Genomic DNA, 15539 nt, shown 5'->3' with positions numbered 1-15539 from the left:
GGCTCACATTTTAACTGTGATAGAGTATAGTATGTAAAAATTTTATGCAGCAAAGGATAAGTAGATGTTTGGTCTGAACGACAAAGTAGGAAAATCTTTTTTTAAAAAAGCAAAGCCTGACGAGCTTTTTATTACCAGTCGCTTTTTTACTTTGCAAGGAGAAGGACCTTTTCGTGGCCATCCAGCCTATTTTATTCGTTTGGCCAAATGCAATTTGGCCTGTTCCTTTTGCGATACTTACTTTGATGTCGGTGAATGGAGAAGCTTTAACTCCTTACTCGAAGAAACAGATAGCGTCATTGCAGCGTTTTTTCAGCGTTGTAATCTTCCTACGCCTTCCTGGGCAAAAGGTCTGGCCAAAAAAATGGTTCTCGTAATTACAGGGGGAGAACCTTCATTACAACAAAATTTGTCGGCATTTTTAGAAAAAGCCAAGCCGTATTTCCAATACACCCAAATTGAATCGAATGGTATTACCCTCCTACCCAACCTTCCACAAAACATCACATTGGTAGTAAGCCCTAAATGTCTGGAAAAAGATGGAAAAGCCATTCGTTATTTGAAACCTAATACAAAAATACTTGAACGAGCTGATTGTTTGAAGTTTGTTATGTCAGCTCCCGAGGAAGATCGGTATATCCCTTATAGCGAAATACCCGCATGGGCCCATGAGTGGGCTGAAAAAACAAATAAACAGGTATTTGTGAGTCCTATGAATAGATATCAAAAAGAGCCTCAACGTGTTAGCGCGATCCGTGATAAAGGACGTGATCTTACTTTAGCAGAACGCTCTGAAATCAATGAAGTAGTCAGCTTCTGGGAAGCAGACCTTTTAGATATGGAAAAAAATCAACGTAATCATGAATATGCAGCAGAATATTGCATGAAATATGGATTTATTCTTAACTTACAAATCCATCTGTTTGCAAGCTTGCCATAGAGTTATTTGTCAGAGACAAAGTGGCTTTATGCCTGAAAATTCCTCACAAAATTTAGTCAGGAAAGCAGGTATTCTATATCCTACAGCGAGACCTAAAAGACTGTCATCCCTGCGCAGGAAGGGAGTCATTTAGAACGTAGGGGATAGTCTGTTTTCAAGTAAACAGCTACAAAAACTCCATTAGTCCGAGCTTACCATATCATGACCACAACATGTTGGTGATTTAATTTTTCCGCATCCATTAGGACATTTTGCGACTTGAACATTGCCACTCTCGATTTTAACAACATCACTAATCAGTAGTGCATTGCATTTGCTACATGTTAAGTTTTTCACTCCCATTCCACATTTATGACACTTGTATTCCATTATCTTTTTCTCCTTGTAAGAATTTAATCTGTTTCAACCTGCAATAAAGGTGCTGAAGATGTTGGTTAAATATAAGCACAAATTATGGACTTGTAAATTGCAGTTTATTAAGGGTTTACCTTAGTGCAGTACGCAATACCACAGCAATATGATTTTTTCATCAAATATTTGAATATCATACTCCATTAAAGAGGATGGGTTTCGCAAACACTCCCCTCCATCATAATGAAGTTTTTGGCCAAGTAGACAAGCGCTCATGAATATTTAGACACAAAAATCTTTGTATCAACCAAACAAAAACGAGACTATAGTTTATAGCACCTATTAAGCAGTCTTATAGCTTAATTCGCCTTAATCTAAGTGCATTAATAATTACCGAAACAGAACTTAATGCCATCGCGGTTGCGGCGATAATGGGACTCAGCAATAATCCTATCACTGGATACAACACTCCGGCAGCTAAGGGTACCCCTAACCCGTTATAAATAAAGGCAAAAAATAAATTCTGACGTATGTTGCTCATTGTTGCGCGGGATAGATGATGTGCTTTGACGATGCCGCGCAAATCACCATGCAGTAAAGTAATACCCGCACTCTCAATTGCAACGTCAGTTCCTGTACCCATTGCAATACCGATATCGGCGATTGCCAAAGCAGGGGCATCATTCACCCCATCCCCTGCCATTGCCACAATAAAACCCTTATCTTTCAACTCACTCACTATACGACGCTTATCCTCAGGCATAATTTCAGCAATCACATTTTTTATACCTAAACGACTTGCCACTGACTCTGCAGTTCTTTGACTGTCCCCAGTGAGCATATATACTTCAATCTCATTTTTTTGCAATTCGAGAATGGCATCAGGCGTACTCGATTTAATTGGATCTTCAACTGCCAGGATGCCAATGATTTCATCGTCGACAGCCACAAACATTACAGTTGCTCCCTGAGCTCGTAATTCATCAGCACTCTCGTCGAGTGATGTATTATTTGCCCCATATTCTTTCATTAATTGCCGATTCCCAAGTGCAACTTTTGAACCACTAACCTTACCTATAATACCTTTCCCTGCAATTGCTTTAAAATCCGTTGCTGTAGCAAATGACAGCTGTTTCTCTTTTGCTGCGGTCATGATTGCATTGGCAAGCGGATGCTCGCTCTGCTGTTCCAATGCAGCGGCTAAAGCAAGCAGTTCATCAGCTTCATATTCTTTTTCAGAAATAATTTGAGTTAGTTTTGGATGACCGAGCGTTAGAGTACCTGTTTTATCTACAACGAGTATTTTAACTTTCTCCATGAGTTCCAGTGCTTCGGCATTTTTAACTAGCACTCCATTCTGAGCACCTTTACCAACACCAACCATAATGGACATAGGTGTTGCCAAACCTAATGCACAAGGACAAGCAATAATCAGCACGGATACCGCCGCAAGCAAACCATAACTGAATGAAGGTTGTGGACCTAAGAAAAACCAGGCAATAAACGTCGCTACTGCAATCAAGATCACCGCGGGTACAAACCATCCTGAAACCGTATCGGCTAATCGTTGAATGGGGGCGCGACTTCGTTGTGCTTCACTCACCATTTGTACAATATGTGATAGCATGGTGTCACTACCCACATGCTCAGCTTTCATTATAAAACTGCCATTCTGGTTTATTGTAGCTCCAATCACTTTTGAGCCAGCCACTTTATTTATTGGCATTGATTCCCCAGTAACCATGGACTCATCCACATTACTGCCTCCTTCGAGTACCTCACCATCCACAGGAATTTTTTCGCCCGGACGTACACGAAGCATATCCCCTACCTGGACTTCATCCAGTGTTACGTCTTCTTCATTGCCATCCTGATCAATTCGACGGGCGCTTTCAGGAGCTAAATTCAATAAAGCACGAATAGCCCCGCCCGTTTGCTCTCGTGCTTTTAATTCCAGAACTTGTCCGAGCAAAACCAGAGTAGTGATGACTGCAGCTGCTTCAAAATAAACATTGATTACTCCTTGATTACGGAAAGCAGCAGGAAAGAGTCCAGGAAACAATAGAGCGATGGTACTATAAACCCAGGCGACCCCTATCCCCATAGCAATCAGTGTAAACATATTCAGTTGGCGGGTTTTCAGTGAAAGGAAGCCGCGCTGGAAAAAAGGCAAACCACACCATAAAACTACAGGAGTTGCTAATACAAACTGTATCCAAGCAGAGGTATTGGCCGAAATAAAATGGAACAGATGACCACCCATTTCCAATACAACTACCGGTATACTCAAAATCAATGCCAACCAAAACCGGTATTTCATGCTTTTGTATTCAGGATTTTCTTTTTCTGCGGAAACGGTTTCCGGTTCTAAAGCCATACCACAAATAGGGCAATTTCCTGAACCCGACTGACGAATCTCTGGATGCATAGGACATGTATAGATTCCAGTCGCAGTTCGATGATCATCCGAATGACTAGGAAGCTGTCTATGCATCTGATGATGTTGATGACAGGTATTATCCCCATTCATTGGTTCTGATGGCTTTTTTTTATTCTGTTCGTGATCACAATGCCCATGTTTCATAATTTACTAATCCCTATAGTTTCGTAACGTTACACGACCTGTCTTAGATTGAAATTGAAGGGTAATGGATTCTTTTCAATCCAGATCAACGCAATTAATAAACATATTATATAAAAATTATACTTTTTTTTCGAAGAAAGTCCACTCTTAATTGTCTATAGGATTGGCATGTTATTGAATTAATTCATCAACTGTATACTCATCACTTTCTAGTACCTTAGCAAGCATCTGATTAAATTCATGAGCAATTAAATCCTTGCACTGGGTTGTTACTGGTCCATTAATTGAAATTAAATACTCACCTTCCTGATTTTTTGAAAACAAAACCCATAAAGAGCGACTGTTTACCGGACGATCCTCGCTTCCAAAATGATTGGCATATTGAAATTTAAGATGTGTAACACTCATATCCCGTACTGCTTTACTGAAAAAAGAAGGGGTAATATTCACAAGAACTCTTAATCGCTCTGGCTTTTGCAGAGGTATATTTAATTTAAATAATTTATTAAATGTTCTTTTGAGTGACGTATTGAAACCTAGTGCTTCTGCCCAACTTAAGTACTTGAGATAAAAATCAATAATCACTGAATTAAGCTTGCTCTTTCTAAATTGCTTTGTTAACCAAAGCTTATTCCACCTATAAAACAAATAATGGCTCACTGTGAATCCCGAATCTTTAAACTCACTGTTTTTAATCACATGAGAACATTTTTGAAAAGAAGCTGTTTTTAATTGCTGCTCATCAATGGCCTTAATAAAATCAATGAAAGTATATTGATTATCTAAAGTAATATTGAGTCGTTTGTATTCTGAAAACAAACCGACAATAGAATTATATTGGCTGCCTTCTCTGCCACTATGAATCTGAATAAATGGTATTTTCTTTTGTCGACTGAGTTTGTAAAAAACAAGATGGCATGCAGCAATTAATCCAGTACTTACATTGATATTTTTAGCTCTATGCCATTCAATGAATTGTTCTGCTCGCTGCGAATCAATAGGATAATGAAATAAATATTTTTTTTGTCGCTCTATGGACATAAAGTATTTACGTCCGAGATACAGCATTTTAAAACCTTTATTATAATTCTGCCAAAATTTAATTTTATGTTTTAAATTCGCTGAATAAAGATGATTATTTTTTTTGACAAAGTTAAGAAATGAATCTTTTTCTGGTTCAAGAATCAATTGATTACCTTGAACCAGCGTTTCGTAGAATTTTTTAAATTGGCTTAATATAAGATCACATGAAGGGCCATCAACGATGATATGAGGAATAACCATATGCAATTCGTGCAGATCACTATTTATCTTATAAAGAGATACTCTGATGAGCGGCTGTTGTGTTAATGAAATCTCACTCATCATATTATTTTGAAACTCTTGATTGAGCATCTTCTCTTCGTTATTTAAGGAGAAGTCTTTATAGATTAATTCAAATTGACCTTTTTTCTTCAACACTTGAATTGGTACTTCCTTCTCGAAGCTCAACCAAAAAGCACTATTTTGTTTTACTACTGCATCAAATGCCTGAGCTACATAATCCTTATTCAACTTGCCTTGAATCTGTAACTGCGTTCCAATATTATACGGATATTCCTGTCTGTTGAGCACCCAAAAAACATATTGAAAATCACATAAAGGAACTTCTTCTCCAACTATGTTTATCGCTGCCTGATTTGCAGTTTTATGATCAAAATCAAATAAATTGTGTAATTCATTCGTGATGTTTTTAGCAATCTTGCTAATACTTGGCTCATTAATAAAATATTCTATTGATAAGTTCAGGGTGGGGCTTTGCAATTTATCATGAATGCGATTACGAATTTCTATAGCCATCAGTGAATCCAGGCCCAAAGAGAATAAACCATCATCCAACATAATCTGCTCTACATCATCTAACCCTAAAACATCTACGGCAATTTCACGTAAAACCTGACTCAGTATGGTGATACACTCTTCCTTGGTATGTTGGCGAAGAGAATTTAAAAAGTGCTGATCGGCTGGAAGTGTATGTTTCATAAGTTCCACTAACCATGCCTGTTTCGGTGAATACTTGAAATAAATATCCCAGTTAATAGAGCATACAGCAATTTGCGCCAACTGAACTCTTAACAAAACATCAAGAACATCAATGCTGTCCTTATCTAACAAAGTAAAGCCGCGTTGTTGAATTACCTGGCTCAGATTTGCAGTCATTCCCATTGAATGAAAAGGTCCCCAATTGATTGACAATGCGGGTAGTCCTTCGTGTTGACGCAGATAGGCTAATCCATCCAAAAATCCATTGGCTGCAACATAGTTTGCTTGTCCTCTAGCACCTAATACAGAAGCTGAAGATGAAAATAAAACAAACAGATCCAGTGGAATATTTTTGGTTAACTGATGCAGAATCAATGCACTTTCCATTTTTGCACTTAATACACTTTGCATCTCTTCGTCGTTTAAATTGATCAATAAACCATCTTGCACAATGCCGGCGAGATGAAATACACCTTGGAGCGCCTCGGAACTCTGTTCAATTTCTGTAATAATATGTTCCATTTGCTGATAATTACTGGCATCGGCCTGATAATGTTTAATGAATACGTGTTTTTTCCGAGCGAGATCAATCAGAGCTTTAGTATCCTCAGAGCATTCAGACCTACTCGTAATCACAATATGGTGTACTCCTCGGTGAATAAGGTACTCAATTAATGTTTTTGCCAAACCGCCTGTACCACCAGTGATCAGATAAGTTGCATCACTTTTAAATAACATCTCTTGTTGTGCAAGAGTTGCAGAGAGCTGTGTTTTCTTTAATCTGGGAATATAAATCACATCTCTGATGGCAAATTGATTCTCAACACAGTTGGCAGCAAACAAGTACTTTAAAATCTCTGATAAGGCACTGTGTGTACTCAAATCGATTGTATAGTTATTGGCAAGTTCAAGCTCATTGCTAAAGGTTTTCCAAAAAGCACATGCCATAGTGTGGTAAGGATTTACCTTATCTGAATTCTGAATCGCATATGCATTTTCTGTGACCAATATGAAGCAATTAGGTCGAGACTTAAACATTTTTTGACAACAATGGAATAACTCGTTAAGTTGACCCTGGCTGTATAAAAAAATTATATTTTTATTTTCAATATGTTCCAACTCATCCAGATCGCGTATCAGTCGATAATCCACATCACCCAATACTGTTTTTGCCTTATCCGGTTCATTTGATATCACAAACAACTCAGGCAACTGCTTTTGAGTGAATAAGTTCAACTTGAATGGGATCCAGCGAATTTGATACAGATGTTGGAGATAAGATTCATAAGGTATGAAATGACTTTGAGTCACTCTTCTTAGCTTCAACTTCTCAATTGTACCAATCAACAACCCTGAATTATCATAAAATTTAACATCAAAACACAGTTCACTCTCATGCTCTGAAATTCTTTGAGTTAAATGAACCCATACACTTCGTGGGGCTTCCTGAATTGTAGCCATCCGTGCAAATGTATAAGGTACATAAGTAGAATGTTCAACCTGATTGATTCTAAATAACAAAATACTTTGCATCACACCATCAAGCAAAATAGGAGGATAATAATAGCTAATGCTCTGACTGCTTTTAGTCATTACCTTCGATAGAACGCTGTCGGCATGAATATAACTCTCTTGCAACACTTGGAATTCCGCGCCATAAAATAGAGCCTGTCTTTTAAAATGTTCATAAATTTGTGATAAATCAAATCGACGTATAGAGGTCGATTTTAAATGATCAATATCAATAGATTCAGCTATTGAAGGTGATTGTGAATTAATTTCCATTTCAGAATACAATTGCCAATTATCATCTTGTTTTGCAAAAATATTGATTTTGTATTGCTCTTCATTTTTCGGTTTGACTTGAACCTGAAGCTCTTGACCTTGTTTCGGATAAAACGGCCGTTCAATATGAAATTTTTCAATAGAAAAAGTATTGCGCTTCAATACAAGTTTGGCGACCGCCAAACCTGACTCAATAAATGCTGTTGCAGGAAAAATAACCTTATTAAAAACAAAGTTCTGATTGATATAAGTTAAATTTTCTAAATCCAGCTTATTACTAAATAAAAATTCATTGCCAGGCAGTGAAAACATTTGTCCTAAAAGAGGATGCACAACATCTTCAGGTGTCCGAGTAGAAGTTTTTTTATCAATCCAAAATTCAATGGGATCAAATACATAATGAGGTATATTGACTTTGTTAAATTCAAGACCACTGTTTTTATAGTATAAGCTCCAATCAACCTGTTTTCCTTGCATATAGACTGCCAATACTGACTTAAGCGCGGGATCATTTTGTATCTCAAGTGTATTCATTTTTCCATGAGATAATGCAAACTGCCCTGTTCCTAATAGTTGGGATGCCTCTTGAGCATCGTGAGCAATTAAAGCCAATCTATAAGCATAGTGCTCGCGACAGGTGGCTGCAGTAAAACAAATATCTCCAAAATCATCAGACGCTGTTGCCAAATATTGTTGATAACTTTGAGCTAAATGTTCTAGGGCTGTTTGCGAATTCGCAGAGAGAATCAACAGTTGAATTTTAGAGGGTTTAGTTGGCTTGTGCTCTTCAAGTTTGGGAAACTCTTGTAAAAGAAGATGAGCATTAGTGCCACTAAAGCCAAAGGCATTAATACCGGCACATCTTAATTTGGAGTTGGTGTTCCAATCAATTTTTTGCTCAGCCAGGCGAGTATCTCCCAGATGAATATGGGGATTTAATTTCTTGAAATGAAGCAGCTTATAAATTTTTTTCTTTTGCAAACTGATAACCGTTTTAATGACACTTGCTACTCCAGCAGCACTTTCAAGATGGCCGATGTTGGTTTTGACTGCACCAACATATAAAGGATTATCCTGTGTACGCCCCCTTCCATAGATTTGATTGATTGCATAAACTTCTATCGGGTCACCCAAAGGTGTACCTGTTCCATGTGCTTCAATATAACTAATGTCATTACTGGATAAATCGGTTTGGCTTAAAGCCTTCTGCATCACCTCTTCCTGGCTTTTACCATTGGGGACGGTCAAACCCGCTGATTTCCCATCACTATTTACCGCGGAAGCTTTAATGACTGCTAAAATAGTGTCTTTATCGCGTAGTGCATCGGATAATCTTTTAAGAAAGAGTACGCCGCAGCCTTCTGCTCGCGCATATCCATCTGCTCGCTCATCGAATGTTTTGCAGTAACCATCTGGCGCTAAAGCTTTGGCTTTGCATAAAGTAATATTTGCTTCAGGCAATAACAGTACATTGACACCGCCAGCCAAGGCATAATCAATTTCTCGATTTTTTAAACTTTGACAAGCATAATGAATGGCAACCAGAGAAGAAGAACAGGCAGTATCTACACTAATTGAGGGGCCTTTAAAGTCAAAAGTATATGCTACACGACCAGGAATAAGATTGGACACATTTCCAGTAATCGAATAGATGCTGAGCTCTTCGTTAGAAAAACCGGACTTCTCCAGTTGCGCATAGTATTCATTGGGACCTACACCCGCAAAAACTCCCGTCAAACTACCTCGTAATGACTCAGGCAAATAATTTGCATTCTCTAATGCCTTATAGGAGCACTCTAAAAATATTCGTTGCTGAGGTTCCATCAATTTTGCTTCACGAGGACTAATACCAAAGAAGTTCGCATCGAAACATTTAATATTTTCGATTAATCCAAGCTTATTTATATAAGATTTTCCTGGAGCGTCCATATCAGGATCATAATATTTTCGATTATCCCATCGGTCGCTTGGAATATCCTTTATGCCACTTTTGCCTTCTTCAAGCAGTATTTCAAAAGCAGCAACATTGGGAGCATTAGGAAAAGTACAACTCATACCAATAATAGCAATTGAATCATCAGTCTTTTCTGCAACTGGTTTTGGCGATTGCTTGATAACTAAATGTTTATCCAATTCAGACTCTATATACCGGGCCAGTTTGTTAATTGATGGGTAATCAAAACCTATGGTGGCGGTCACTTTAATCATTGGTGCCAGCTTTTCTTTAAGTTTGGTTGCCATTTCAGTGATCATCAATGAATCAAAACCAAGTTCAAAAAATCCTTCATCTTCATCCAGATCCTCTGCATCGGTTAGTTCAAGGATCTCTTTACAAATAGCGCACACCATATCTTTGCAAGCTTGGAATCGATTCCCTTCGTCAGTATCCAGGTAATCATTAAGCCATGATGACAAATGCTTATCAGCAACTTGTTCTGTTATTGCCAGATCATCTGCTAAATATTTATGAAAAGCAGGTACAGGTTTAGGAACAAAATCGAGCATGAATTTGAGGTATTCCGGTGAAATAATGGCTGCATGGCTTAATTGATCATTGATAAGAATTTTAATAAATGTATGGCCTTGTTCATTACTGACTAAAGATTGTTTCAAACCTTGGTCTTGAGATCTTTTTTTAGCCATCCCAACCTCACCCCAAGGCCCCCACTCAATCGCGGTTCCAACTAAGCCCAAACGTTGACGCTCAGCAATTAAAGCATCTAAGAAACTGTTTGTACCACTGTAAACTGACTCTTTATTACTTCCAAAAACGGAAGAAATCGAAGAATAGACAACAAAGAAATCCAGATCGAAATTTTTACTTAACTCATGCAAATACCAACTGCCTTGGACTTTGGCAGAAAATAAATAATCTACATCCTCGTCTGTATGTTCCAATAATGGGGCTTTAATCGCTGTACCTGCTGCATGAATAATGCCTTTTAACAACCCATCAGCATTCAATTCAAGAAGCAAGTGACGTAATTTTTCTTTGTCAGTAACATCCAAGCTCACAGGGCTAACGGTTCTGCCAGTATAATTATATTGAATTTTTTTAATTGCTTCTTTTACTGCGGGTTTATCCACATTTCTGGAAGTGAGGATAACTTCTCTGGCACCTGCTGAAAGCAAAGCTTGTGCAGTGACTAAACCTAAACCACCGCAACCACCGGTAATTAGATACCGACCTTCACCATATAGAGAGCACCTCCTATCCAACAGTTTGGCTTTCTTCAACCTTGCAATGAAGCGTTTCCCTTTACGATAAGCAACTATATGTTCATAACATTGATCAAAGTTATGCCTGATTTCATCCACGATTTGCCCAGCATAGTCTTCATCTTCCGTTTTTTCCGTATCAATCAAAATGGTATTTAATTGCGGCAGCTCTAAAACCAAAGTTCGGCAAAATCCAATAAGCGGGCTATTACTCAGATTGAGTTCACCTGCAGCAAGTTCAGCGATTGCATTTACAGTAAGCACGATTAATTGCAATTTAATGGCTTTATTATCCAGTTCTTTAACCAGAGCTAATAATTTCTTGAGTGTTTTCTTTTGAAAATCGATGCTGGATTCAATATCTGTTGCTAAAGGGTACTCGAGTCCCATTGCAAAAATAATTCCATCCAGTTGTCCTAATGGATAGCTCTCACTGTCTAAAACAATATCTAATCCCTGAGCACTTAGCCGGGGAGCTAAATGTTGGGCTCCTATGAGTAGCCAATTATTACCCTGCGTTTTGCGATTATTTCGAGTGCAAAGTTGCTGCTGCCATTGCAATTGAAAACACCAATCTTTAGGTAAAGGGACATCTTTGAGTTTATCTTTCGACTCAAACCAATGTTCTTCACGAGCAAACTCATATAAAGGAAGTTTAACTTTTATAAACTGAGTATTGAGCGACTGATAAAAATCGTTCCAATTAATAATAAGTCCCGCTTGATATTCCTCCTGTAATTGCACCAATGATCTAGGTTGTTGCAAAGACATAGGATTATTTTTTTCTTTTTTAATCTGATAGATCGTATATTTATTCTTTTCAATAACTGCAGCGGCTTCTTTTGCTGTATGCGCCTTAATCGTTACTCGAAATAAGAAATGACTTCGGCAGGTTGCGGCGGTATAGCAGATATCTGCAAATTCCTCCAGCGTGTTCGCTAAATACTTTTGATAACTTGTCACAAGTAATTCAAGAGCAGTTTTACTTTTTGCTGAAAGTACTAATAAGGATTCTTGTGGTAATGTGCGTGTTTCTGTTTTTCTTATAGGTGGCGCTTCTTGTAATACGACATGCGCATTGGCCCCACTAAACCCGAATGAACTAACGCCAGCACATCGCAACCCCTCGCCTTTAGACCACTCCATAGTGCTCAAAGGAATAACTGTATTTTTTAACTCGATCGCAGGATTTAATTTTTTGAAATTAAGATGCTTAAATAATTGATGTGTTTGTAAGCTTAAAACGGCTTTAATTAAACCCGATACCCCCGAAGCACTTTCGGAATGGCCTATATTCGTTTTTACCGAGCTGATATACAGGGGCTTCTCTGCACTGTGATATTCACTAAAAATTTTAGTCAGCGTATTTACTTCGATTGGGTCAGCTAGTGGTGTGCCTGTGCCATGTGCTTCGATGTAATCAATATCCTCGGGCAATAATTTTGCTTTGGCAAGTGCGCTGCGAATTACTTCCTCTTGAGCAATACCATTAGGAACAGTAAAACCACCGCTTTTACCGTCACTATTAATTGAAGTGCCTTTGATTACCGCAAGAATCGTATCATTGTCTTTTAAAGCAGTACTTAACCGTTTTAAAACAACAACACCACATCCCTCGCTTCGTGCATAACCGTCAGCATCTTCACTAAATGTCTTACAGCGACTTTCGGGGGATAACATTCTGGCTTTTGAAAGTGTGATATTAGAATCTGGGGCCAACAAGATATTCACTCCCCCAGCGAGTGCCATATCACAATCGCCATTTTGCAAACTCAAACACGCATCATGAATAGCGGTCATCGATGAAGAACATGCTGTATCAATTGCTTGTATTGGTCCATGGAAATCAAATGCATAAGCCACTCGGCCAGGTATCGCATTTAGCACATTTCCCGTTGCAAAATAAATATTGAGATCATCTAAACTTACGCCAAGACCCGCTAATAATCGCGGATACTCATTCGTTCCGCAACCTACAAAAACCCCGGTTTTACTGTCTTTAATCGAAGTCAGAGGCAGATTTGCATCTTCCAGGGCGTGATAGCTTGTCTCCAGAAACACCCGTAATTGCGGCGACATGAGCTTGGCCTCACGGGGACTAATATTAAAAAAATCTGCATCAAAATTTTTTATATTTTCAATTAATCCAAGTTGTTTGATATAGAGTCGTCCCAAAGCATTCACATCAGGATCATAAAATTTCTCATTATCCCATCGCTCTAAAGGAATATCAGCCATACCGCTTTCGCCGCACTCCAATAAGGATAAAAACTCATTGATATTCTCTGCTTTGGGAAAACGACAACTCATTCCAATGATTGCAATGGGTTCATTGTTGAGTACATTGACTGTAGGTTGTCGATAAACCGGTTCTGGCATTTGGATTTGCTGTAGATGTCTGGCCAACTTGTCCAAAGTTAGAAAAGTGGGAATTGTCATTTTATAGGAAAACACTTTATAAATTCCCTGCTCAAGCTCAGCTAATGACTCTTGGTTGAACCCTAAGGAACCAAGATCTTGATGCTCCGTAATCTGTTTATTTTTTAAAAGAGATTTTATTTGCACGACTAGCTTTTCTTTGATTGCTTCTACTTGTTGCTCTTTTGTTTGTTGGCATAAAGTATCCAAAAAATTCTTCTTTCTGGCTTCATGCCAATAAGGCTTCCTATCAAAATAATAAAATGGTAAATCTGCTTGATTAAATGAAATACTGCTTGGGTCTATTTTGATATTAAATCCTGTCATATACACTTCATAAATCTGATGTGCATCAGCAGTTATTTTTTTTATCTCTTTTTTTACCGCGATTTTTTGCAACTCATATTCTTTAGACTCAATTTTTTTGATCAATGTTTCTTTATCTTGGGCCAAGATAGCACAGCGATATTTGTAATGATCACGACAATTGATAAGCGTATAACAGATATCATGCAAACTCGCAGAAGTTTCTCGAAGGTATAATACATAATTTGCCAACATTTGCCTTAATGAATACTCGCTATTGGCTGAAACGACAAAACATTTTTCTTGATGATCATTTAACGTTACTGGCATTAAGGTACTATTATCTGGTTCTTCAATAATGGCACTTACATTGGTACCGCTAAAGCCAAAATTAGATATTTGCACATATCTCTTTTTATCTTTGTGCTTTTTAAAAGTAACCGCTTGCACCGGAAAAAGTGCGGGAATACTTTCAGGATTTATGGATTTGTTCGGCTTGACATAATGCAAATTCGGGGGAATTGCTTCATGTTTCAAGGCACCAATTGCTTTAATTAGTGATGCAACTCCTGATGATGCGATACTATGTCCTATATTACTTTTTACTGCGCCGATAATTAGTGGTTTCTCTTGAGTATGATGGCCTTTGTGTATGTGTTGAATTGCATTAAATTCAACCGAATCACCAACAATCGTACCTGTCCCATGTGCTTCGATATAGTCAATATCACTAGGAGTTAAATGAGCTTTTGCCAGTACTTCCTGATGCATTGCAATTTGTGCTCTAATATTTGGAGCAACCAAAACAGTTCCATCATCCCCATCCTGATTCATGACAATACTTTTGAGCACCGCATGGATCATGTCTCGATCTTTTATGGCATCGCTTAAGCGTTTTACAATAACAACACCACAACCTTCACTACGAACAAAACCATCGGCATTCATATCAAAACTGCTGCATTGATCCTGAGCAGATAACATATTTGCTTTAGTTAAACCGATAAAGTTTTCAGGACAAAGATTAAGATGAACTCCACCGACAATTGCCATAGAACATTGCTTCGTTCTTAACGAAGTTGCCGCAAGATAAAGCGCAGCCAATGAAGAAGAACAGGCTGTATCCACAGCCATGCATGGTCCTTTTAAACTGAGGAAGTGTGAAAGTCTTCCTGCTGCGGCGCTACTGGCTGCGCCAATTTGGGTATATGCATTAAATTCAATATGGTCTTTATAATTGAGTTGACTGTAATCTTGGGCTGAAGTGCCATAGAATACCCCAGTATTTGAATCATTTAATGAGTTCAATGTGATATTGGCATGATTTAATGCACGAACTGCTACCTCTAAAAAAAGACGATGTTGCGGATCCATTTGTTTGGCTTCAACTGCAGAGATTTTAAAAAAGGAGGCATCGAATAATTGAGGATTATTTAAAAATCCCCCCTTACGACCAATTACTTTATCGGCTTTTTCGCGATCAGGATCGAAATATTCATCAACATCCCAGCGATTTTTGGGCACTTCCCTAATAGGCGAATGTCCTTTAAGCAACATCGCATAAAATGCCTCAGCATCCTCTACATCTGAATCAATTCCAGGAAACTGGCAACTCATTCCAATGATTGCAAGAGGCTCATTAAGAATCTCTCTTAAATTATTTTCCTGGTTTTTTTTCACCACTTAAAATACTCCTATACCACCAGAAGCAGTACACAAAGAAAAATAAAAATAACAATAATAAGGACTTATAACAAGACACTAAATTTTTTCATGATAGGGCAAACACATTTTATTAGACTTCTTCGAAAACTCGCTACAGAGCGAGAAATGCGAGGGGTAACGGAGCTCAGAACTGGGTATACACAAAGATTCGAACACCGTATCGACGAAGCAGTTCTCCTCTGGAGTGAA

Annotated in this window: 3 protein-coding genes; 1 reads left to right on the top strand and 2 read right to left on the bottom strand. The window is 38.1% G+C overall.

Annotation, left to right across the window (positions count from 1 at the left end):
- Positions 1–64: 64 nt before the first annotated feature.
- Entirely contained in the window at positions 65–940 is an 876-nt protein-coding gene (locus Ltuc_RS02410; protein WP_058519762.1) for a 7-carboxy-7-deazaguanine synthase QueE, read from the top strand.
- 703 nt (positions 941–1643) lie between these two features.
- Here Ltuc_RS02410 and Ltuc_RS02400 read toward each other — a convergent pair.
- The gene (locus Ltuc_RS02400; RefSeq protein WP_058519760.1) at positions 1644–3875 is read right to left on the bottom strand and encodes a copper-transporting P-type ATPase; all 2232 of its coding nucleotides are present in this window, start codon (positions 3873–3875) and stop codon (positions 1644–1646) included.
- 171 nt (positions 3876–4046) lie between these two features.
- Positions 4047–15308 (bottom strand): SDR family NAD(P)-dependent oxidoreductase, encoded by an 11262-nt coding sequence (locus Ltuc_RS02395; RefSeq protein WP_058519759.1) that lies wholly within the window; start codon positions 15306–15308, stop codon positions 4047–4049.
- Positions 15309–15539 lie beyond the last annotated feature (231 nt).

This window comes from Legionella tucsonensis (assembly GCF_001468035.1).
Classification (GTDB): domain Bacteria; phylum Pseudomonadota; class Gammaproteobacteria; order Legionellales; family Legionellaceae; genus Legionella; species Legionella tucsonensis.
The sequence above is the reverse complement of the archived record's forward strand: the minus strand, read 5'-3'. Positions and strand labels throughout refer to the sequence as shown.